This window comes from Nocardia sp. NPDC004718 (assembly GCF_053601535.1).
On sequence record NZ_JBSGCA010000032.1, the window covers coordinates 38,789 to 61,473 of the forward strand.

Annotated in this window: 14 protein-coding genes; 5 read left to right on the plus strand and 9 right to left on the minus strand. The window is 70.1% G+C overall.

What is annotated here, in order from left to right:
* Positions 1-52 precede the first annotated feature (52 nt).
* From ACWEH3_RS23420 to ACWEH3_RS23445, 6 genes are all read right to left on the minus strand, one after another.
* Positions 53-3,793, minus strand: coding sequence for a multifunctional oxoglutarate decarboxylase/oxoglutarate dehydrogenase thiamine pyrophosphate-binding subunit/dihydrolipoyllysine-residue succinyltransferase subunit (locus ACWEH3_RS23420; protein WP_450021161.1), 3,741 nt, complete (start codon positions 3,791-3,793; stop codon positions 53-55).
* 175 nt (positions 3,794-3,968) lie between these two features.
* Complete coding sequence (locus ACWEH3_RS23425; RefSeq protein ID WP_450021125.1) at positions 3,969-7,769, minus strand: ABC transporter ATP-binding protein; 3,801 nt, start codon at positions 7,767-7,769, stop codon at positions 3,969-3,971.
* Between the two features lie 51 nt (positions 7,770-7,820).
* Positions 7,821-8,603, minus strand: coding sequence for an ABC transporter permease (locus ACWEH3_RS23430; RefSeq protein ID WP_450021127.1), 783 nt, complete (start codon positions 8,601-8,603; stop codon positions 7,821-7,823).
* Positions 8,600-9,586 (minus strand): ABC transporter ATP-binding protein, encoded by a 987-nt coding sequence (locus ACWEH3_RS23435; RefSeq protein ID WP_450021129.1) that lies wholly within the window; start codon positions 9,584-9,586, stop codon positions 8,600-8,602. The genes ACWEH3_RS23430 and ACWEH3_RS23435 overlap by 4 nt, the downstream gene beginning before the upstream one ends.
* Entirely contained in the window at positions 9,583-10,314 is a 732-nt protein-coding gene (locus ACWEH3_RS23440; RefSeq protein ID WP_450021131.1) for a hypothetical protein, read from the minus strand. Before ACWEH3_RS23440 ends, ACWEH3_RS23435 begins: the two co-directional genes overlap by 4 nt.
* 138 nt (positions 10,315-10,452) lie before the next feature.
* Positions 10,453-11,478: a glutathione S-transferase family protein gene (locus tag ACWEH3_RS23445; RefSeq protein ID WP_450021133.1), complete on the minus strand. Its 1,026-nt coding sequence runs from the start codon at positions 11,476-11,478 to the stop codon at positions 10,453-10,455.
* 38 nt (positions 11,479-11,516) lie between these two features.
* On the opposite strand from ACWEH3_RS23445, the gene ACWEH3_RS23450 reads away from it, so the two are divergent.
* On the plus strand, positions 11,517-12,311 hold the full coding sequence (locus ACWEH3_RS23450; protein ID WP_450021135.1) for an enoyl-CoA hydratase/isomerase family protein: 795 nt from the start codon (positions 11,517-11,519) through the stop codon (positions 12,309-12,311).
* Positions 12,312-12,403: 92 nt separating this feature from the next.
* Positions 12,404-13,639, plus strand: a complete 1,236-nt coding sequence (locus ACWEH3_RS23455; RefSeq protein WP_450021137.1) for a class I adenylate-forming enzyme family protein — start codon at positions 12,404-12,406, stop codon at positions 13,637-13,639.
* A gap of 7 nt (positions 13,640-13,646) precedes the next feature.
* Here ACWEH3_RS23455 and ACWEH3_RS23460 read toward each other — a convergent pair whose 3' ends face one another.
* Positions 13,647-14,393 (minus strand): tyrosine-protein phosphatase, encoded by a 747-nt coding sequence (locus ACWEH3_RS23460; protein ID WP_450021139.1) that lies wholly within the window; start codon positions 14,391-14,393, stop codon positions 13,647-13,649.
* Between the two features lie 416 nt (positions 14,394-14,809).
* Here ACWEH3_RS23460 and ACWEH3_RS23465 point away from each other — a divergent pair, with 416 nt between their 5' ends.
* Entirely contained in the window at positions 14,810-15,292 is a 483-nt protein-coding gene (locus ACWEH3_RS23465; RefSeq protein WP_450021141.1) for a TetR family transcriptional regulator, read from the plus strand.
* Positions 15,293-15,335: 43 nt separating this feature from the next.
* The gene (locus ACWEH3_RS23470; RefSeq protein ID WP_450021143.1) at positions 15,336-16,514 is read left to right on the plus strand and encodes an amino acid deaminase/aldolase; all 1,179 of its coding nucleotides are present in this window, start codon (positions 15,336-15,338) and stop codon (positions 16,512-16,514) included.
* Here the strand turns inward: ACWEH3_RS23470 and ACWEH3_RS23475 are convergent.
* Entirely contained in the window at positions 16,484-19,861 is a 3,378-nt protein-coding gene (locus ACWEH3_RS23475; protein ID WP_450021145.1) for an AAA domain-containing protein, read from the minus strand. The two genes, ACWEH3_RS23470 and ACWEH3_RS23475, sit on opposite strands and share 31 nt — an antisense overlap.
* A gap of 116 nt (positions 19,862-19,977) precedes the next feature.
* Positions 19,978-21,768 (minus strand): DEAD/DEAH box helicase, encoded by a 1,791-nt coding sequence (locus ACWEH3_RS23480; protein ID WP_450021147.1) that lies wholly within the window; start codon positions 21,766-21,768, stop codon positions 19,978-19,980.
* A 62-nt stretch (positions 21,769-21,830) separates the two neighbouring features.
* On the opposite strand from ACWEH3_RS23480, the gene ACWEH3_RS23485 reads away from it, so the two are divergent.
* The gene (locus tag ACWEH3_RS23485) at positions 21,831-22,685 is read left to right on the plus strand and encodes a carbon-nitrogen hydrolase family protein (protein ID WP_450021149.1); all 855 of its coding nucleotides are present in this window, start codon (positions 21,831-21,833) and stop codon (positions 22,683-22,685) included.

Here is a 22,685-nt window from a genome sequence, read left to right on the forward strand (position 1 = left end):
GGCCGAATCGCTTCGTGTACGAAGGCGATTCGGCCCGATTTCGCTCAGGTGACTAGGCGGTCGGTTCGAACGATTCCGCGATGATCTCCGCCTGCTCCACCGCGTGCACCTTGCTGGACCCCGAGGACGGGGCCGACATGGCGCGGCGGGAGATTCGGCGCAGCTTCGTGTTGGCGAAGCGGGCGGGGAGGGTCTCGGGGAGGTTGAGGCCGAAGAAGGGCCAGGCGCCCTGGTTGGCCGGTTCTTCTTGGACCCACGCCAGGTCGGTGGCGTTGGGGTAGCCCTCGAGGGCCTCGTTGAGGCGGCGGGTGGGCAGCGGGTAGAGCTGCTCGACCCGGAGGATGGCTACGTCTTCGCGCTTCTGCTTGGCCTTTTCGGCGGCCAGCTCGTAGTAGAGCTTGCCGCTGGTCATCAGGATGCGCTTGACCTTGCTGCGGTCGCCGATGCCCTGTTCGTAGGACGGCTCATTGAAGACCGAGCGGAACTTGCTCTCGGTGAAGTCCTTGAGGTCGGAGACCACGGCCTTGTTGCGCAGCATCGACTTCGGGGTGAAGACGATCAGCGGGCGGCGGATGCCGTCCAATGCGTGGCGGCGCAGCAGATGGAAGTAGTTGGCCGGGGTGGACGGCACCGCGACGGTCATCGAGCCTTCCGCGCACAGTTGCAGGAAGCGTTCGATGCGGCCGGAGGTGTGATCCGGGCCCTGGCCCTCGTGGCCGTGCGGCAGCAGCAGCACGACGTCGGAGAGCTGGCCCCACTTGGCCTCACCGGAGGAGATGAACTCGTCGATGATCGACTGCGCGCCGTTGACGAAGTCACCGAACTGCGCTTCCCACAACACCAGCGCGTTGGGGTTGCCCAGTGAGTAGCCGTATTCGAAACCGACGGCGGCGTATTCGCTCAGCGCCGAGTCGTGCACGGCGAACCAGCCCGGGTTCTCGCTGCCGATGTTGTGCAGCGGGGTGTACTCCTCGGCGGTCTTGCGGTCGATGATCACCGCGTGGCGTTGGGTGAACGTGCCGCGGCGGGAGTCCTGACCGGTCAGGCGCACCGCGCGACCCTCGTCGATCAGCGTGCCGAAGGCGAGCAGCTCGGCGAAGGCCCAGTCGACCTTGCCCTCGTAGGCCATCTCGCGGCGCTTCTCCAGCACCGGCTTGACGCGCGGGTGCACGTTGAAGCCGTCGGGCACGTTGAGGAACGCGTCGCCGATGCGCTGCAGAACCGACTTGTCCACAGCGGTGACGACGGTCGCGGGCACCGGCTGGTCGCCCTCGACCGACTCACTCGGCTCCGGCGAGTACTTCTCCAGTTCGCGGACCTCGTTGAACACCCGCTCCAGCTGGCCCTGGTAATCGCGCAGGGCGTCCTCGGCCTCTTTCAGCGAGATGTCGCCGCGGCCGATCAGGCTCTCGGTGTACGCCTTGCGGACCGAGCGCTTGGTGTCGATGACGTCGTACATGTACGGCTGGGTCATCGACGGGTCGTCGCCCTCGTTGTGGCCGCGACGGCGGTAGCAGATCATGTCGATGACGACGTCCTTGCGGAACTTCTGCCGGAAGTCGACCGCCAGGCGGGCCACCCAGTCGCACGCCTCCGGGTCGTCGCCGTTGACGTGGAAGATCGGCGCGCCGATGAACTTCGCGATGTCGGTGGAGTACTCGGTGGAGCGGCTGTTCTCCGGAGCGGTGGTGAAGCCGATCTGGTTGTTCACCACGATGTGGATGGTGCCGCCGACCCGGTAGCCGCGCAGACCCGACAGGTTCAGCGTCTCGGCGACCACGCCCTGACCGGCGAACGCGGCGTCACCGTGCAGCATCAGCGGCACGACCGAGAAGCCCTCCGGGCCGTCGCCCTTGTCCAGCAGGTCCTGCTTGGCACGCGCCAAGCCCTCGAGGACCGGGTCGACCGCCTCCAGGTGCGAGGGGTTCGCGGTGAGCGAGACCTCGATCTCGTTGTCGCCGAACATCTGCAGGTAGGTGCCCTGCGCGCCGAGGTGGTACTTCACGTCGCCGGAGCCGTGGGTGGCGGCCGGGTTCATGTTGCCCTCGAACTCGGTGAAGATCTTCGAGTAGGGCTTGCCCACGATGTTGGCCAGCACGTTGAGCCTGCCGCGGTGCGGCATGCCGATGATGACCTCGTCGAGGCTGTGCTCGGCGCACTGGTCGATCACCGCGTCCATCATCGGGATGACGGCCTCCGCGCCCTCCAGCGAGAAGCGCTTCTGCCCGACGTACTTGGTCTGCAGGAAGGTCTCGAACGCCTCGGCCGCGTTCAGCCGGTTCAGGATGTACTTCTGCTGCGCGACCGTCGGCTTCGCGTGCTTCTGCTCGACCCGATCCTGGATCCACTGCAACTGCTCGGGCTCGAGGATGTGGGTGTACTCCACACCGACGTGGCGGACGTAGGCGTCGCGCAGGACGGACAGCACGTCGCGCAGCTTCATCTGGTCCTGGCCGTGGAAGCCCGCCACGTTGAACGTGCGGTCCAGGTCCCACAGGGTCAGGCCGTGCTGGGTGACGTCCAGGTCCGGGTGGCTGCGGAACTTGTCCTTCACCAGCCGCAGGGGATCGGTGTCGGCCATCAGGTGGCCGCGGTTGCGGTAGGCGGCGATCATCTCCAGCACGCGGGCGCTCTTGTCGACAGCGCGCTCGCGGATGTCCTTGCGCCAGCGGATCGGCTCGTACGGCACGCCGAGACCGTGGAAGATCTCGTCGTAGAACTCGTCGGCGATCAGCAGCTGGTGGATGGTGCGCAGGAAGTCACCGGACTCCGCGCCCTGGATGATGCGGTGGTCGTAGGTGGAGGTGAGCGTCATCAGCTTGCCGATGCCCAGATCGGCGATGCGCTCGTCGCTCATGCCCTGGAACTCGGCGGGGTACTCCATCGCGCCCGCGCCGATGATCGCGCCCTGGCCGTTCATCAGGCGGGGCACCGAGTGCACGGTGCCGATGGTGCCCGGGTTGGTCAGCGAGATGGTGACGCCGGAGAAGTCCTCCGCGGTGAGCTTGCCGTCGCGGGCGCGGCGGACGATGTCCTCGTAGGCGGTGTGGAACTGCCCGAAGGTCATCGCCTCGCAGCCCTTGATGGCCGCGACGACCAGCGATCGGCTGCCGTCCTTGCCGGGCAGGTCGATGGCGAGGCCGAGGTTGGTGTGCGCGGGGGTGACCGAGTTCGGCTTGCCGTCGATCTCGGCGTAGTGCCGGTTCATGTTCGGGAACGCCTTGACCGCCTGCACGATGGCGTAACCGAGCAGGTGGGTGAAGGAGATCTTGCCGCCCCTGGTACGGGCGAGGTGGTTGTTGATGACCAAGCGGTTGTCGATCATCAGCTTGGCCGGGATGGCGCGCACGCTGGTCGCTGTGGGGATGGTCAGCGAGGCGGACATGTTCTTCGCCACCGCGGCGGCGGCGCCGCGCAGCACCTTGGACTCGTCGGCGGCGGTGTCGGCCTGCTTCGGGCCGGAGGTCGGCGCGGCGTTCGAAGTCGGCGCCGGGGTGGTCTGCGGTGTGCGTTTTGTCACAGCGGCGGGCTTGGCGGCGGCCGGTGCGGGCTTGGCGGCGGCCGGGGCGGGCGCTTTCGGGGCCGCGGTGGCGGCGGCAGGCTTGGCGTCGTTGCGCGTGGCGGCGGCGGGCTTGGTGGCCGCCGGAGCCGGTGCGGGAGCGGCAGCCTGCGCGGTCGCGGGGGCGGGCTGGCTGTTGCCGGTGTCGCCACTCGCGTCAGGCGTGTAGTCGGCCAGGAACTCGTGCCAGCTCTCGTCGACCGATGATGGATCTTGTTTGAACTTCTGATACATCTCGTCGACTAGCCACTGGTTCTGTCCGAACTGGGATGTTGAGCTGCTCACAGCAGGTGTTCGCCTCATTTCGTTCTTCGCGCTGCGACGTTTGTGACGTGCCCGGCACGGGGATCAGCGGATTGCGCGCCGATGCGCCCTATCTGAGGATAGGCCCAGCAGCAAATCGGCCGATTCACTGACCACCCGACACCCCCGACCCTATTGGTGATGACCCGGCGTCATTCGAGAATATTCCCTCCGACGCCTGTGCCACTGCCCAGAGCCGGGCATATGGCCCACCCGCCGCGAGCAGCTCCGTATGCTCGCCGAATTCCACGATCCGCCCATGGTCGACCACCGCGATCCGGTCGGCGCGGGCGGCGGTGCCGAGCCGGTGCGCGACGATCACCGTGGTGCGGTCCCGGCTCAGCGATCTGCTCGCTGCCAGCACCGATGCCTCGGTGTCCGGGTCGAGCGTCGCGGTGGCCTCGTCGAGCAGCAGCAAGTCCGGAGCGACCAGTTCGGCACGGGCCAGCGCGATCAGCTGCCGCTGCCCGGCCGACAGGCCCCGGCCGCGCTCGCCGACGGGTTGTCGCATGCCGAGCGGGAGGCCTGCGATCATCTCCGTCGCGCCCACCGCCGCAGCCGCCGCGGCGATCTCGTCGGGGGTCGCGAATGGTTTCCCGAATGCAATGTTGCTCGCCACGTCGCCGGTGAACAGGTGAGCTTCCTGGGGGACGATGCCCAGCCGCGAGCGGTAGTCGGCGAGGCGATAGTCGCGCACGTCGACGCCGTCCACCCTGATCGCGCCGGGAGCGTGTCCTTCGGCTGCTGCGGCGGGCACTCGCGTGCGCTCCTCGGAATCCGGGCGCAGGTCGTACAGCCGCGCGAGCAGCTTGACGACGGTCGACTTGCCCGCGCCGGTCGGGCCGACGAGAGCAAGGCTGGAACCCGCCGGAATGCGCAGCGAGACACCGTCCAGCGCGGGAACGCGACTGCCCGGGTAGTGGAAGCGGACCTCGTCGAACGCCACGTCACCCCGGAGCGCGGGTCCGATGGTCACCGGGTCGGCCGGGTCGGCGGCGATCGAGGAGGGGGTGCGCAGCAGGTCACCGATCCGGCGCAGCCCGACCCTGGCCTGCTGGTAATTGTCGAAGACCTGGGACAACTGCAGGATCGGCACGAAAAGCAGCTCCAGATACAGCACGAACGCGACCAGCGTGCCCGCGCTGGTCGCACCGGTGGCGACCTCGCGCGCACCGAAGAACACCACCGCCGCCAGCGCCACGTCCGCCCATCCGACGACGAACGCGAAGTACAGCGCGATCGCCCGCTGCGCCCGCAACCGGCTGTTGCGGTAGCGCTGCGAGTACTCGGCGAAGCGGCGGGCGGCGCGCGGCTCGTGCCGGTTCGCCTGCACCGCGCGCAAGCCCGTGACGTTCTCCTGGAAGTCGGCGTTGACCGCCGACACGTGCTCGCGCGACACGGTGTAGGCGGCGGAGGACACCCGCCGGAACAGCACCGTCGCGATCGCGAGGGCGGGCACCGTCGCCAGCACGACCAGAGCCAGCGATATGTCGATGACCAGCAGCGCGACCGTGATGCCGACCAGCGTCAGCAGCCCGACCAGGCTGGTGGCCACGCCGGTCTGCAGGAAGGTCGACAGCGCGTCGACGTCGGTGGTCATCCGCGTCATGATCCGCCCGGACAGTTCGCGCTCGTAGTAGTCGAGGCCGAGCCGTTGCAGGTGTGCGAAGCTGCGCACCCGCAGGGCGAACAGCACGCGTTCCCCGGTGCGCGCGGTGAGCAACGTGGTGGCCGCGCCGACCGCCAACCCCGCCGCGGCCAGTACCGCGCCGAGCAGTGTCGCTCGCACGAGTGCTCCGGCGTCGTCGCCGAGCACGCCGCCGTCGATCGCGTAGCGCACCAGCGGCGGGAACGCGATGGCGATCGCCGCGTCCACGGCCAGCAGCGCCATCACGGTCAGCACCAGCCCGCGGACGGGACGCAGCAGGCGGGTGAGCCGGAAACCTGGATCCGGCTCGCGAATGCGTTCGCTGTCCGTGTCCGGCTGCTCGGTGGCAGGCGGCAGCCGCTCGATGGTCCGGCGCAGCTCGGGCGTCTCGCTGATGTCGGCCGCCGCCGCCCCGAAGCGACGACCGGCGGAGCCGTCGCCGACTCGCCTGCCCGTGGCCGAACTCGCGTCCGGCTCGGGAGCGGGGTGTCCGGCGGGCGCGGGCAGCCGGATCACGCGATCGGCGTGGGCGAGCGTCGACTCCCGGTGCGCGAGGATGAGCGTGGTCCGTCCGCCCTGGTCGGGCAGCGCGTCGAAGATCGCCGCCTCGGTCACCGCGTCCACCGCGGAAGTGGCGTCGTCGAGCACCAGAATGCGTGGACGGGCCAGCAGCGTCCTGGCCAGCGCGACCCGCTGACGCTGGCCGCCGGAGAGGGTGAGGCCGCGCTCGCCGACCACCGTGTCGTAGCCGTCGGGTAGCTCGGCGATGAATTCGTCCGCCGCGGCCTGGACGGCCGCCTGCCTGATCTCCTCGTCGGTGGCGTCCGGTCGCCCGAGCGCGATATTGGCCGCGATGGTGTCGGAGAACAGGAACGGATCGTCGAAGACGACGCCGATGGCGGCGCGAAGGTCGGCGGCGCGCACGTCGGCGATGTCGACGGCCTCGCCGATTCGGGTCCCGGCGCGCGAAGCCGGAGCTTTGATCGCGTCGACCGCGCCCGCGTGCGGCGCGGTGGCGTCGGTGAACAGCCGGATACGGCCCGCGTCCGGCGCGTAGAAGCGCGGAAGCAGCAGAGCGAGCGTCGACTTGCCCGAGCCCGCCGGGCCGATGACCGCCACCGTCTCGCCGGGCCGCACGCGCAGATCCAGTTCGCGCAGCACCGGCCGATCGGGATCGAAGCCGAAACTCAGCGCATCGATCTCGATGCCGAGCGGGCCGTCCGGCAGCTCGACCGGGCGTTCGGGATCGGCGATGACCGGCGCGGTGTCGATCACTTGGAAGACCCGCTCGGCCGCCGCCCTGGTCAGCTGCGCCATGACGATCACCGAGGAGAGAATGCGCGCGGTGCCGGTCATGACGGCGACGTAGGCGGCGAACGCGACGAAGGTGCCGATGCCGATGCTGCCGTGCAGCGCGAGCAGTCCGCCGAGCGCGATGACCGCGACCATCCCGAGCTGCGGGATCGCCGCGACGGTCGGCGCGAAGCGCGCGTCGATCCGTGCGGCCCGCATCCGCTCCGCGAACAGCTTGCGACCGTGCCGCTCCAGCAGGTCGACCATCCGCGCTTCCTGGCCGAAGCCTTTGACCACCCGTACCCCGGTGACCGTCTCCTCGACGTGCTGGGCCAGATCGGCGGCGCGCTGCTGCGCGGACCAGGTCGCCGCGTGCAGGCGCGGCCGCATGCGGTAGACCACCAGGCCGACCGCGGGCACCACCAGCAACGCGACGGCGGCCAGCGGCGGGGAGAGCCACAGCATGACCGCGGCGGCGAGCCCGAATTCCAGCAGCGCCATGCCCGACAACGGCACCATGGCCAGCAGTCCCTGGACGAGCTGCAGATCGGTGATCGATCGCGACACCACTTGGCCGGTGCGCAGGGTGTCCTGACCGACGCCGTCGAGCCGCTGCAGTGCGCCGAGCAGCTGCACCCGTAGGGTGTGCTGCACGTCCAGGGACAGCCGCCCGGCCAGCCAGCGCCGTCCGAATCCGGCCCCGGACCGGCTCACGGCCACCACCAGGATCAGCCCGGCGACCACGCTGATCGCCGCCGTGTCACCGATCCCGGCCGCGTCGACGGCCCGCTTGGTCAGCAGCGGCCCCGCTGTCTCGACGATGGCCCCGCCGAGCACCGCGGCGGCGAGGCCGCCCAGCACCGCGCGGTGCGGTAGGCATTCGGCCCACAGCCTCCGTATCCAGCCCGGACTGCATCCCCCGTCCACGTCGTTCGCCCGTCCCCTTCGTCGTACCGTGTTCGTCATCGACGGTACCGACACCGGCCGACAAGTCGTTGTTCCCGGCGGGTCCTCGGATCACAGATCGCGGGTGCGCAGATTCCACCAGCTCGCGGCGCCCAGGCCGATGGTCCACAGCAGCAGGACCACCACGGCGGCCGGGGTAGGGGCGAGGAAGTCGCTGTCGGGATAGGAACCGACCGCTACGGTGCCGACGGTGGCGGAGACGGGCAGCAGGGTGACCACGCCCGGAATACCGAGACCGCGCGCGACCAGCCAGATCAAAGGCTCGGCGACCACACTCCAGCCGAGCAGCAGCGCCGCCGCCTTGGTCGAGGACCGCAGCAGGATGCCCGCGCTCGCGCCGATCAACGACCAGCAGACCGCGGCGAGCAGCCCGCCGCCGAGCACCGCGAAGAACTCCCCGGTGACCGGGACCTTGCCGCGCCCCACGCCGAACAGCGCGCCGGCCGACACCAGTTCCACCGCTACCGCCGCGGCCAGCGCGCAGCCTCCGATGACCAGGAACTTCGCGGCGGCGAGCCGGTCGCGGTCAGGGCTGAACAGCGTGGTCACGGCCATGCTGCGGTACTGGTACTCCGCGCCGGTCGCCAGCGCGCCGAAGACCGCCGCCGCCAGCACGACGAAGGCGAGGCCGAAGTAGAGCCCGATCGTCGCGGCGCCGGTGGCGGGCTGGCCGCGCGGATCCGGCGGCCCGGCCAGGCTCGCCGACGCGGCGCTCGCCAGCAACGCCACCAGGAGCGGCGCTGCGGCGAGCGTCCGGCCGCGCGGCATGGTGACGACCTTGCGCACCTCGGAGTTGACGTTCGGCACCAGGTCCGTGGGCAGGATGGCGATCATCGTGGGATCCCGTAGGGCGTCGGCGAGGGTGGCTGGGCGGGGGCGGCGAGGCCCGGGTAGTGCGCCGCGGGCGCGGCGGTGGGTCCGGTCAGCGACGCGAGCACGCGGTCGGGGTGGATCGGGTCGGGCACGATGCTATCGATCCGCACCTGCGCCGCGGTGGCCGCCGTCCTGATCTGCGCTTCGCTCGCCTCGGCGACGGCGAGGCGGCCGTCCGGCCGGATCACCGCGTCCGTGAATCCTTGTGCCGCAAGCATGGTGGCCAGCGCGATGGGGGTGGACGCGGCGACGACCAGCCGGTCCGGATGCCCGCGCCGCAAGCGCGCCGGAGTGCCCTGATACACCACCGCGCCCTCGCTCAGCACGACCAGTTGGTCCGCGGCGGGCAGCACCGCGCCGAGACTCTCGCTGGTCAGCAGGACACTGCCGCCGCGCCGGGCGTGCTTGCGCAGGAAGTCGTGCAGCCAGCCGCGTTCGGCGGGGTCGAGTCCGTCCATCGGCTCGTCCAGCACCAGCAGCGGGGGGTCACCGAGCAACGCGGTGGCCAGGGCCAGCCTGGTCTGCTGCCCGATCGACAGGGCGCCGATCTTCGTCCCGGCGTGTTCGTCCAGTCCGACCAGCTCGAGCACTTCGGTCACCCGGCTGTCGACGACGTTCGCCGCGGCCGCGTAGACCCACAGGTGTTCGCGTGCGGTGCGGGCCGGATGCAGTCCGCGTGCCGCGAGGACGCCGCCGATCACGCTCGCGGAGCCCGCGGTGTTTCCCCGGGAACCGGGCCCGCCGACGGACGCCGTCCCCGAGGTCGGAGCGAGCAGGCCGAACAGCACCCGCAGGATGGTGGTCTTGCCCGCGCCGCGCGGGCCCACCAGTGCGGCGATGGTGCCGGAGGGCACGGTGAAGCTGACGTCCGTCACGGCGGTCGCCAGCTCGTACTGCTTGGTCAGTCCCCGGACCGCGAACGCGATCGGCCGCGTCCCGCTCATCGCGGAGTGGCCGGAGGTCGCGGCTTCGCCGGGTCGATCGCGGTGAGCGGATCGGCCTCGATGACCAAATGGCGGTCGACCGGCCAGGTGGTGGGCGGCGGCCCGAATGCCTTGCGCGCGTTGGTGATCGTGGCCTTGCCGAGGGCACGGTTGCCCGCGCCGCCGATCACCGCGCCGATGCCGGCGGGCAGTACCTTGCCCGCCATCAGCGCGGCGCGCTTGGTGATGAACCGGATGATGAACCGCTTCAGCAGCGAATCGTTCATGCTCGACAATCCGGGGATGCGGTTGGCGAAGGCCGAGCCCCAGTTCTTCGCGGAGGTGCCGACGCTCTTCTGCACGATCTGCATGCCGCTCTCACCCAGCACGACCGCCAGCACGAGCGCCCTGCGTTGCTCCTGGTCTTCCGGCGTGATGCCGTGCACCGAGGCCACCGCGAGGGTGAACACCGCTGACGCCTCCATGAAGAAGGTGGTCTCCGCGCTCACCGCGGCGATGGCCGCGACGGTGCCGACGCCGGGGAAGGCGGCGGTCGCGCCGACCGCGCTGCCGCTGCCGGTCACCGCGAGCAGGTACTGCTTCTCCAGTCGGTCGATGATCTGTGCTGGGCTCTCACCAGGGTGGGAGCGGCGAATACGGTCCACGTACTTGGCGACCGCGGGGGCCTGCAGGCGGGACCCGGTGTCGAGCAGTTCGACCACCGTCTTCTCGAACGCGCCTTTGAGCATCGGCGGCATCCTCCTCTTCCGGTCTGCTGGGTAGAACTGTATGGCACCGGTTGCCGTCAGCTCGTCATGACAACGAAGTACCCAGCCGCATCGGTTCCACCGGCGGATGTCTCGCTTTCGACCCGGGCGGGTGCGTCCTTACGCGGAAGTGTGTATCGCGGGCACGCGTTCGCCCGATGCCGGAGGGGGCGGCGGGGTTCCGTCGCCGAACGGCCTGCCGCCGAGAGCCTCTCGGCCGTGCGGGGTCAGCCAGTTCGCCAGGTCGGGGCCCTTGGGGATGATCCCGGTCGGATTGATATCCCGGTGCACCACGTAGTAATGCGTCTTGATCTGCCCGAAGTCGATCGTGTCGCCGAAGCCTGGGGTCTGGAACAGGTCGCGCGTGTACGCCCACAGCACCGGCATCTCGGCGAGCTTGGACCGGTTGCACTTGAAGTGCCCGTGGTAGACCGCGTCGAAGCGGGCCAGCGTGGTGAACAGCCGGACGTCGGCCTCGGTGATCGTGTCACCGACCAGATACCGTTGTGCGGCAAGGCGTTCGGAGAGCCAGTCCAGCCGGGCGAAGAGCCGGTCGTAGGCGGCGTCGTAGGCGTCCTGCGCACCGGCGAACCCGCAGCGGTAGACGCCGTTGTTGACGTCGCGGAACACGGCGAGGTTCACCTCGTCGATCTCCGCGCGCAGCGGCTCCGGATACAGCTGCGGCGCGCCGGGCCGGTGGTACGCGGTCCACTCGGTGGAGAAGTCGAGGGTGATCTGCGCGTAGTCGTTGGTGACCACCTGGCCGGTCGGCACGTCCACGATGGCGGGCACCGTGATGCCACGCGGATAGTCCGGGAACCTGGCCAGGTAGGCGTCGCGCAGCCGCGGGATGCCGAGCACCGGATCGACACCACCGGGATCCAGATCGAAGGTCCAGCTCAGCTCGTCGTGCGTGGGTCCGCACAAGCCGAGCGAGAGCACCGGCTCGAGTCCGAGCAGGCGGCGCACGATCAGCGTTCGATTGGCCCAGGGGCAGGCGCGCGCCGCGACGAGCCGGTAGCGCCCCGGCTCGACCGGGTAACCGTCGCGGCCGTCGGCCGTGATCCGGGTGGTGATGTAGTTCGTGTCGCGTTTGAACTCGCCGGGCTCGACGTAGGAACCGGTTTTGCTGGCCGACTTGGTCACATCGACAGTCTTCCAGATCGACCTCGTACGCTGACCGGATGAGTGAAACGAAGGCCACCCGGCTGGAACGAGACGTCACCGACGGCGGAGCGGAGGTGGCGACCCTCACGCTCGCCCATCCGCCGCTCAACCTCTTCGACCGGTCGATGCTGGACGCGCTGGTCGAGGACATCGCCGAGCTGTCGGCGCGGACGCCGCGCGCGGTGCTGCTGCGCGCCGAGGGCAAGGTGGTCTCCGGGGGCGTCGACGTGCACGTTTTCGACGGCCTGACGCCCGAGCAGGGCGCCGAGTTGTGGCGCACCCTGTTCGCGCAGATCATCCATCCGCTGGAGGCGCTGCCGTGCCCGGTGGTGTTCGCCGCGCACGGGTTGACCCTGACCGCCGCCTTCGAGATCGCCCTCGCCTGCGACATCCTGCTCGCGGCGCCGAAGGCGAAGTTCGGACTGGTGGAGATCGTGGTCGGGCTGACCCCCTCGATGGGCGGCCCGCAGCGTCTCGCCGAGCGCGCGGGCTCGGGACGGGCCCGCGAGTTCGTGATGACCGGCGACCTCTACGACGCGGCGACCCTGGCCGAGTGGGGCGTGGTCAACGCCGTGCACGAAGACCTCGACACCGCGGCGCGAGCACTGACCCACCGGCTGGCCGATGGCCCGACAAAGGCCAACGCGGCGACCAAGAAGATCATCGAGGCCTGGCGTTCCGGCGGTGTGGCACATGCGGATTCGGTGACGCCGGAGGTGTCCGGCGAGCTGTTCGGCACCGAGGATCTGCAGGGCGGTGTGCGCAGTTTCCTCGAGCAGGGTCCGGGGAAGGCGCGCTACGCGGGCCGGTGACAGCTAGGACACGTTCATCGCCTATTCCAGCGAAGTTGTGACATGCGTCATATAGTCGCAGTGCCTGATAACTCGAGGCACGCGGAGGACGAATGTCGCAGTTGCTCGTCGAATATCCCCTCACCGGCCCGCACGTCTGGGACAACCCGCTAGCTCGGGGGGCCGACGGGGTGCTGCGCTACGGAAACCTCACACCCGCGCTCACCGAACTACTCGATCTTCAGGTGCACGCGTTCGGGAGCCGCGAAGCCGTGGTGGAGGTCGGCGGCCCGCGCCTGACCTACCGGGAGCTGTGGCACTCCGCTTCCCGCATCGCGGGCGGCTTGCAGGAGCACGGCATCGGATACGGGGACCGGGTCGCCGTCCACCTGCCCACCGGCGCTCGATGGGTGCAGGCATTCCTCGGAGCCCTGCTCAGCGGAGCGGTACCGGTACTGGTGCACGACGGGCTCCCGGAGTCGGTGGCCGAGCGCGTGATCGCCGACAGCCGTGCCGATTTCGTGCTCGGCGGCAAGGGCGCCGAGACCGAGCTGCCCGACGGCGCCGCCTACATCGATGACGGCGCGGCACTGGGCGACCTGGCGCTGCTGTGCTACACGAGCGGAACCTGCACGCCCAAGGGCGTGGAACTGACCAACGAGAACCTGCTGTCGGCCGTGCGCTCGGTGGTCGCGGCGCTGGACCTGCCGACCGACGGCCTGCGCAACCTGGTGCTGTTGCCGTTGGCGCACGCGGGCGGCTGTGTCGATCAGCTGTTGCCGACCTTCGCCGTCGGCGGCACCGTGGTGCTCACCCGGGACGCCCGAGGCATGGCCGAAGCCATCACCGCCGAGCGCGTCGACATGGTCTCCGCGACGCCGCGGATCTTCGCAGGCCTGCTGCCCCGGCTCGCGGAACTTCGTTCCGACGGATTGCGCACCGAGGGCATCGCGCGGATCAGTAAGGCCGGTCATCGCGCCGCGTCTCCGGCCGCCCTCGCGGCCGAACTGCGCGGCGTGTTCCCCGCCGCCAGGCAGTGGTCGGTGTGGGGCGCGACCGAAACCAGCGGCATCGGCCTCGCGGTGGACGACGCCGAGCGGACGGACTCGTCCGAAACCGCCGTGGTACTCGGTTTTCCTTTCGGCGGAACGGAATTGGCGCTGTGGGGCCCGCGGGCAACGGCGGGGCACGGCGAACTGCTGTGCCGCGGGCCCAACGTCACCCCGCGCTACTGGGACGACCCGACCACGACCGCGGCGCGGTTCACCGGAACCTGGTTCCACACCGGCGATCAGGTGACGATCGACGAAGACGGCTTGGTGCGCAGAGAACCGGTGCCCGTCGAGTGACCCTGTCTCACTCCAGCATTCGCTCGCGCAGCCGCCCGAGCAGGTCGGGCGTCAGTCCGATCGTCGCGAGATAGCCGTCCAGGCCGCCGTGCAACTCGCGCATCGAGGCGGTGGCGATGTCCAGGTACTCCTCGCGCACGCCGAGCAGGTCGACGGAGAGTTCCTCGCCGGCCAGCAGCTTCGTCGTCATGAGGGCGCGCAACGCCGGGACGGCTCCGTTGCTGAGCAGGTAGTCGGCCTGCACGTCGGTCTCGATGACGCCGACCGCGCGCAGCAGCGTCGCGACGGCCCACCCGGTGCGATCCTTGCCCGCCGCGCAGTGCACCAGCACGGCGCCGTCGCCGCGCAGGACGGACTCGGCGAGGGAAGCGATGGCGGCGTGCGCCTCCGGAAGTGCCGGGAACATGCGGTAGACCTCGAGCATGTGCGTGTAGGCGGTCCGCGCGGTCGCCTCGTGCGGCGGCGCCTCGGCCATGCGCGAGTTGAACGGAGTGATGCTCAGCCGGATGTCCGCGGGCAGCCGGTCGGCGCCGATGTGGTCGATCTCGCGCTGTCCGCGCAGGTCGTGGACGGCGCTGACGCCCAGGTCGCGCAGCGCGGCGTGGCCCGCCTCGTCCAGTCCGCTCAGTTGCGCCGAGCGCAGCAGCACGCCGGGACGAACCTTGGCGCCGTCGTCGGTGCGCAGCCCGCCGGTGTCGCGGAAATTGAACGTGCCGGAGAGGAAATACTGGTCGGCGGGGGGCGAGAGAGTCACCGATCCAGGCTATCCGCAGCGCGGAACGAACGGGTGTCGGTAGTGGATCGAACCTCCCACGGTAAGCTGACCGTTTTGGGAGGTTTCACTGTGGGATTCGCCACAGGATTTGGGTTGCCCGATACCAGGACCGTACCGTTGTCAACGGTCTGCTGAGTGGCCGAGCGCCGCCGAGATCCACCGTCATAGCGCGATTTCCGGGTGACACGGCCCGATCGCATACCGGTCCCGGTTGGGTAACAAAACATTCTTTCAGTCTGAAATTACCCGTCGAACCCGTTCTCAAACCCCGAAAACGCTCTACCATTGGTGAATGTTGGACCGGGCAGCCCAGGTGTTTCCCGATGTTGCCCGCCCTGTTCAGCGAGTCGCGCCGACGCAGGTGCGTGAGTTCTTTCGCCGAGAGGGAGTCGTCGTTGAGCGCACGTGGAGAAGTGATAACAGAAATCCGGCTACGACCCGCCGTCATCGAGGCGGTCGAAGCGGCGGCGGCCACGATCGATTACAAAGGCCTCCGCGCGCTGCGCGTGCTGCTGCACGCGGGAGTCAGCGCCTACTGGCCGCTGGTCAAGGCCACACCGGAAAAGCAGATCAGGTCGTATGAGATGACCCTGCAGGCGCTGCGCGCCCGCTGGGCGGTCAAGGCCGACTGCTTCCCCGAGCCGATCGCCACGGAGTTCTACCAAGAGAAGGACGCGGAAGTCACCGCGTTCCTGGAGATGTGTGCCGAGTTGTCCGGAACGCAGTGGCTGGAGCCGGTGGAGGCGATCGCCTGCAATGTCGTGTCGATCGTGCAGGGCACGGTGCTGCGCTGGCTGGCCGACTGCAACGACGAGACCATGCTGGTGGTGCTGGACGAGATGGTCAGCGGGCTGGCCGCCAAGGCCGCGGAACTCTGACAACTACTGGACGTTTGACCAACTTGGTGGTTGAGTTGTCCGGGTGACCGAGACGTCGCCGATCGCGGGGCTGCATGCGGCCACCGCCGAACTCGACCCGCCGCTGGCCGCCCTCGACCTGTCCACCCTGCGCGCGAACGCCGCCGATCTGGTGCGGCGAGCCGGTGGCACGCCGGTGCGGGTCGCCAGCAAATCCGTGCGCTGCCGTGCCGTGCTCGCCGAAGTCCTCGGCGCCGATCTCACCGCGGCGGGCGGCTTCGCGGGCATCATGTCCTATTCCTTGCGCGAGGCGCTCTGGCTCGTACGCCACGGGGCTCGCGATGTCCTGCTCGGCTATCCGAGCGTGGACCGCGCCGCGCTGGCCGAACTGGCGGCCGACGACATCGCGCTGCGCTCCATCACGCTGATGATCGACGACGCCGCGCAACTCGACCTGATCCGCGCCGCCGTCGGCTCCGACCGGGTGCGGCCACGTGTCTGCCTCGACGTGGACGCCTCCCTGCGGATCGGCCCGCTGCACCTGGGTGTGCGGCGTTCTCCCGTTCGCACACCGCAGCAAGCGGCCACGCTTGCGGGCGAGGCCCGGCGGCGGAGCTTCGACGTGGTGGGCGTGATGACGTACGAGGCACAGATCGCGGGGCTCCCGGACGCCAATGTCGCGGTGCGCCTGGTGAAGCGGGCATCCGCGGCGGAGATCCGCAAGCGCAGGGCCGAGGTGCTCGCCGCGGTCCGGTCGGTGACCGGCGAACTCGAGATCGTCAACAGCGGCGGCAGCGGATCCATCGAGGTCAGCGCCGCCGATCCGGACGTCACCGAGGTGACCGCCGGGTCCGGGCTGTACGTGCCGACGTTGTTCGACGGCTACCGGTCCTTCACGCCGAGACCGTCGCTGTATTTCGCGATGCCCGTGCTACGTCGTCCCGCCACCGACATCGCCACCGTCTTCGCGGGCGGGTACATCGCTTCCGGCCCCGCAGGGCGGTCGCGGGTGCCCAAACCGGTGTGGCCGCGCGGGTTGAAGTTGATCGGCACCGAGGGCGCGGGCGAAGTGCAGACCCCGCTGTCCGGCGCCGCGGAACTGCGGATCGGCGACCGGGTGTGGTTCCGGCACGCGAAGGCCGGTGAACTGTGCGAGCGGTTCGCCACCGTGCATCTGGTCGATGAGGACGGCTCCCGCGTCAGCGCGCCGACCTATCGAGGCGAGGGCGCCTGCTTCGGCTGACCCGCGCCGGTCAGCCGCAGAAACGCGCCCAGATCGGCGAGTTCGTCGGGGTTCGCGGGCAGGTATTCGGTGAGCAGCGGTGAGCGGATGACGATCGCCTTCCACATGGCTCGGCACAGCGCGTGGATCAGCCCGCGCGACAGCAGTGACGGCATGCCGTAGGGAGCGTCGGCGGGGGAGGAGGTGGTCATGGACAGCAGCACCACCGCCGCCTCCCGGCCGCGGAAGCGATCCGGCGTGCCCACCAGGACGTCCTCGATCTTCGCGCGGGCCAGCAGCGTCCGGATGCGCCCCACCTGAGCGGCGTACGGAGCGACCACGAAGATGTCGTGGGGATGCAGCCTGCGCGTGGTCGCGCCGCTGGTCCAGGACATGCCGAGCAGCGCGCGGACCCGGCGCACCACCTCGCGCGCTTCGGCGGGCGACTCGGTGGCGTTGCCGTAGTGGTCCACCAGGACGGTGTCCACCCCGGGGTCCTCGCCGTGCAGTTTCCGGGCCAGGGTGACCGTCTCGTTGGCGCGCAGGCGGCCGTCGTAGTACAGGCGGGAGACGGGTTCGCACACCGCCGGGTGCATCCGCCAGGTGCGGTCCAGGAAGTAGCCGCGTTCGGTGGGCAAGGTCTGGCGTCCGTCGGCCAGCCAGCCGAGCACCGATTCGCCGACCGGGGCCGGATGGGCGCCGCGTGCGGTGGACGCCACCGGGTCGCCGAGCAGCAACAGATTGCGCGCGCACTCCGCGACGGCCACCGTCTCGGCCAGCGGGAAGCGGCCCGCGTCGGCGATCACGAGCAGGTCGAGGCCCGCGCGGGGCACCAGATCCTCGTTCGCGAAATCGGCCGGTTCGCCGCCGAGGACGCAGCCGCTGATCGCGTTGTCCAGGAATCGCGGGTAGCGTGCGGCGTCGATCACCACCCACTCCGGTGCGACGGTCGCCGCGTCCTTCTTGGCGACCAGCTCCGGCAGCACACCCGCCCGCACCACCGCGTCGAGCAGGTTCTCCACGGTGGCCGGTGTTTGCGCGAGGATGCCGATCCGCCACTTGTTCCGAGTGATCAGCCGCTCCAGCACCCGGGCCGCGGTCGCGATCTTCCCGGTGCCCGACGGACCCTGCACCGCGACGTAGGAGTGATCCAGAGCGCACAGCGCGGCGGTGATCGCCGCGGCGTAGTCGCCGTGCACCTCGGGCAACCGGGCGTCGCCGTGCAACCGGGGCGGGCGGCGCGCGAGGATGTCGAACACGGCCGTACGCGGCGTGTCCGGCAAGGTCATCAACAATTGCTGCGCCGCGAGTTCGATCGCCAGTTCGGCGTTCTCATCCCAGTCCGGCAGGCCCGGCGCGATCGCGGAAGGCAGTTCGTCGTAGGGTTCGCAGCCCTCCGGCAGCGATTCCTCCAGCCGGACGGTGTCGTCGAATTCGGCGTCCACCGAGCAGCCGAGCACCGTCGCGGTAGCGGTGGCCCGCTGCCCCGCATCGGTCATCATGCCGGCCGGCATCGGTTGATCGTAGAAGGTGTAGACGGCGGTACCCGGGGTGAGCGCGCTGGGGCCGGGGGCGCCGCTGGAACCGGTGCCGATCCGTCCGGTCAGGGTGAGATAGCGCCGCATCCCGGGGCGGTCGGGGCGGCGATGCCATTTGGTATCGACGGTGCCCCAGTCTGCGACCAGCACTCCCGGGGCCTGCGCCCATTCCTCCACCGGATGACTGAGCCGGTCGGCGTGCGCCCACCACAGCGGCTGCCGCTCGCGCCGGTGGTAGCCGAGCGTCGCGGCCATCAACGCGGCCGGATGCAACGGATCGCCCTGCGCGGCGGCGTATTCCGCGAGCGCGGCCTCCAGCGACGACGGCCGGGACGACGGCGGTGCGGGCTCGCCGGCAACCGTTGAGGTGGACCGCGCGTCCGGCGTCCAGGTCCGGGTGGCGATGCGTTGCTCGGTCGCGCGATCGAGCAGCCAGTCACGCAATCGCAGCACCGTGTGGCAATCGTGTTCCGCGGCAGCCGAATCGGTCGCACCGGGAAGCAATCGGCGCAGGCCGCCGATCCGGTAGGAGGACTCGCCGATGAGCAGCGCGCCGCGGAGGATCGGATACAGATCGACCAGAACGCCTTCACGCAGCAGTTCGTCTACCAGTTCCTCGTTGACCCCGTGCCGTCCGGTGCAGCGCAGCAGTGCCGTCCGCACCGCCGCGGAGTAGTGGTAGACGTGCAGGTCCGGATCGATCCGGCGGCGCTGGGTCAGGTAATCGAGCACCTGCTCGAGCACGCGGCGTTCGGCGGCCGCGGCGCGGCCGGGCTCGCTCGAACCGCTCGGTCCGCGCAACGAGAGGTGCACCGTGTCCGGGCCGCCGACCTCGACGACGAGCGGAGTCCGTCCGCCGCCCGAGACGGTGAGCGAGAGATCGCCGGGGGAGGGCGCGGGCAGCGCCCCGAGCACGGTCGCGTCGAGCACGGCGTAGGTCGGCTCGCCCGAAATTTCGCGGCGCAGCTGGATTTCCGCCTGGCGGCGCAGCGCGGAAACGGTGCGCGGCGGCACGCCGGGCACCGAGCTCTCGGTGGTGGCCAGCCGATCGATGGTGTTCACCCCCGCTTCGCGCAGCCGGGCGCGGGCGGCGGGCGGCATGCCGGCCACGAGCAGCAGGTCGCGCGCGGCGGAGAGGGCATCGACGCAGGTGCGGCAGCGGCCGCAGGCGAGATAACGGGGATCGCCCCACTGCGCGGGCAGCAGTTCGCCGAGCTTCTCGTCCACGATGCGCTCCACCCGGCTCCTGCGCGCCCGATACAGCGGAAGCAGCTCGCTCAGCGCTCCGGCGCTGCTCTCCGTGCCGAGATGCAGCCGGACCAGCGGCGCGGTGAGCGCGCCCGAATGGTCGAGCGCCTCGGCGCAGGCGGCCAGTTCGAGCGCGGCGGCCACCCGATCGGCGGTCGTGGACGCGATGCCGTGCACGGTGTAGCGGACCCGATGTTCGGCTCGCACCAGAAAGTCGGCGGAGCAATGGAATCGGCCGTCGAAGAAGGTCGCGCCGTGCACCACATGCGCGCCGGAGCGCAGGGCGGCGACTGTGTCGGCGTGCGCGGCGGTCAGCGCGGCGACATGGCGGCCGGGTTCGCCCGGTTCGTCCGGGGGGCGGTCGATCTCGACCACCGCGCCGCCGAACCGCGCGCGGTAGTCGTCGAGCAGGCGTCGACGGACGTCATCGGTTCCCCGCGCGGGCTCGTACCCCGATGCGGCGCTGCCGGGGTCGGCCGGGATGGTGCCGAGTTCGGCGTCGAGGGTGCGCAGCAGGGCGAACTCGCAGTACGCCGCGCGGACGAGATCGACGGCGGTGCAGACGACACGATCACCGAACACGAACAAACGCGGCCCTCCTGTGTCTTCGCGGGACACCCGCTGCCGGCGTGCGCCGAATTACACACGGACCGCAACACTGTAGCTAGCGCGTCTGACCTCGACGTACCCTGCCCGGCTCAGGAACGCGGCTTACGGCGCTCCGGCCGCTTGCCGCTCTCGCGCTCCCGGCGCTGGCCGCGGCTGAACGTGCGATGCTGCGGCGCACCCTGATCCAGTTGCAGCTGAATGAGTACGCCACTGATCCGTGTGCGCCGCAACGCTTCCAGCGTTTCCTCCGGCAGCTGCGCGGGCAGTTCCACCAGGCTGTGGTCGGGGCGGATGCTGATGTGCCCGAAGTCGCTGCGGCGCAGGCCGCCTTCGTTGGCGATGGCGCCGACGATGGCGCCGGGCACCACGCGATGCCGCTTGCCCACGCTGATCCGATAGGTCGCCAGCTCGGTCCCGGTGGCACGGTGGTGCGAGCCGCTCTGCCGGTCCTCGTCGAAGCGGCGAGCGGGACGCTCGCGCGGAGTCCGGTCGCGTTGCGGGCGCTCCGCCGGCTCCGGCTCGGGCTCCATGAAGAAGTTGTCGCCGTCATAGGAGCCCACCGCCAGCGCCGCGGCGATGTCGGCCAGCGGGATGTTGTGCTCGCGCTCGTAGTCCTCGATCAGCTTGCGGAACAGCGGGAGATTCGACGAGGTGAGGTTCTCGGTGATGGTGTCGCCGAATTTGGCGACGCGCTGGGCGTTGACGTCCTCCACGCTCGGCAGCTGCATCTCGGTGAGCGGGTGGCGGGTGGCCCGCTCGATCGCCTTGAGCAGATGCCGCTCGCGCGGCGCGACGAACAGCAGCGCCTCGCCGCTGCGCCCGGCCCGGCCGGTGCGGCCGATACGGTGCACATAGGACTCGGTGTCGTGCGGGATGTCGTAGTTGACCACGTGCGAGATGCGGTCCACGTCCAGCCCGCGCGCGGCCACGTCGGTGGCGACCAGGATGTCCAGCGCGCCGGACTTCAGCTGACCGATGGTGCGCTCGCGCTGGTTCTGCGCGATGTCGCCGTTGATCGCGGCGGCGGAAAAGCCTCTGGCGCGCAGCTTCTCGGCGAGCTCCTCGGTGGCCTGCTTGGTGCGGACGAAGATGATCATCGCCTCGAACGACTCGACCTCGAGCACCCGGGTGAGCGCGTCCAGCTTGCGCTGGTGCGACACCAGCACCCAGCGCTGGGTGATGTTGGTGGCCGTCGAGGTCTTCGCCTTGACCGTGATCTCCACCGGATCGTGCAGGTACTGCTTGGAGATCTTGCGGATCGCGGCGGGCATGGTCGCGGAGAACAGCGCCACCTGCTTGTCGGAGGGCGTGTCGGCGAGGATGCGCTCGACGTCCTCCTGGAAGCCCATCTTCAGCATCTCGTCGGCCTCGTCGAGCACCAGGTACTGCAGCTGCGACAGGTCGAGCGTGCCCTTCTCCAGGTGATCGATCACCCGGCCCGGCGTGCCGACCACGACGTGCGCGCCGCGGCGCAACCCCGACAGCTGCACGCCGTAGCTCTGCCCGCCGTAGATGGGCAGCACGTGCAGGCCGGGTATGTGCGCGGCGTAGCGGCCGAACGCCTCGGCGACCTGGATCGCGAGCTCACGGGTCGGTGCGAGCACGAGGGCGCGGGGGCTGCGACCGGTGGCCTCGAGCCCCATCAAGATCGGGATGGCGAACGCGGCGGTCTTGCCGGTGCCGGTCTGCGCGAGACCGACGACGTCGGCGCCGGAGAGCAACGGGGGAATCGTCGCGGCCTGGATCGGCGACGGCGATTCGTAACCGACATCGGCGATGGCCGCCAGAATGCGGTCATCGATACCCAGATCGGCGAAGGACGGGCCGTCAATGTCCCTGTCGTCGTCGCCAGGAACGCTGTCAACCTGATTGGTGCTCATTGAGCAGGAGTTTACTGCCTCCTGCTGGTCGTCCCGGCCACCGCCCCAATACGGTGAGACCTATGCAACTGGACAACTCGCCCGCGCATCGGGATGCGACGCCGGATCAGCTGGACGTGGCGGTCGTCCAGTTCGCCCCTTCGACCTCCCCCGCGGAGAACCTCGCGGCGGTGCGCGAACATGTGCGCACGGCGCGCGAACGGGGCGCGCGCGTGGTCGTCGCACCGGAATACTCGATGTTTGCCGTGACCCGGCTCGATGAGCGGGTCGTCGCCGTCGCCGAGCCGCTGACCGGCCCGTTCGTCACCGGCCTCGGCGCGGTCGCCCGCGAGTTCGGCGTGTTCCTGGTCGCCGGAACGGTGGAACAGGTCGCGCCAGGCGGCGACCGCATTCGCAACACTCTCGTCGTGCTCGGGCCCGACGGCTCCCTCGTCACCAGGTACCGGAAGGTGCACCTCTACGACGCCTTCGGCCACCTCGAATCCGATGTGGTCGAGCCGGGCGCGATCGAGGCGCCCGCCACCTTCACCGTCGGCGATATCACATTCGGCATGCAGACCTGTTTCGATCTGCGCTTCCCGGAGGGCGTGCGCCGGGTCGCCGCGGCGGGCGCGCAGGCGCTGCTGCTGCCTGCCCAGTGGATCCCGGGACCGGGCAAGGTCGACCAGTGGACCACGCTGGTGCGGGCGCGGGCGATCGAGAACACCGTCTACGTCGCGGCCGCCGACCAGGCCGCGCCCCGGGGCGCGGGTGCGTCCATGATCGTGGACCCGGCCGGCGCTGTGCTCGCTGAACTCGGCGACGAACCGGGCGTGTTGACCGCCGGAATCGACCTGGCGTACCTGAGCAAGGTGCGCACGGCGAACCCGAGTCTTGCCTTGCGTCGATTCGCGATCACCGAGCGTGGACCGGAGTAG

Bases quoted from the DNA above. Each gene is read 5' to 3' on its own strand.
- ACWEH3_RS23420 (WP_450021161.1), bottom strand. From the start codon at position 3,793: ATGTATCAGAAGTTCAAACAAGATCCATCATCGGTCGACGAGAGCTGG.
- ACWEH3_RS23425 (WP_450021125.1), bottom strand. From the start codon at position 7,769: ATGACGAACACGGTACGACGAAGGGGACGGGCGAACGACGTGGACGGG.
- ACWEH3_RS23430 (WP_450021127.1), bottom strand. From the start codon at position 8,603: ATGATCGCCATCCTGCCCACGGACCTGGTGCCGAACGTCAACTCCGAG.
- ACWEH3_RS23435 (WP_450021129.1), bottom strand. From the start codon at position 9,586: ATGAGCGGGACGCGGCCGATCGCGTTCGCGGTCCGGGGACTGACCAAG.
- ACWEH3_RS23440 (WP_450021131.1), bottom strand. From the start codon at position 10,314: ATGCTCAAAGGCGCGTTCGAGAAGACGGTGGTCGAACTGCTCGACACC.
- ACWEH3_RS23450 (WP_450021135.1), top strand. From the start codon at position 11,517: ATGAGTGAAACGAAGGCCACCCGGCTGGAACGAGACGTCACCGACGGC.
- ACWEH3_RS23455 (WP_450021137.1), top strand. From the start codon at position 12,404: ATGTCGCAGTTGCTCGTCGAATATCCCCTCACCGGCCCGCACGTCTGG.
- ACWEH3_RS23480 (WP_450021147.1), bottom strand. From the start codon at position 21,768: ATGAGCACCAATCAGGTTGACAGCGTTCCTGGCGACGACGACAGGGAC.
- ACWEH3_RS23485 (WP_450021149.1), top strand. From the start codon at position 21,831: ATGCAACTGGACAACTCGCCCGCGCATCGGGATGCGACGCCGGATCAG.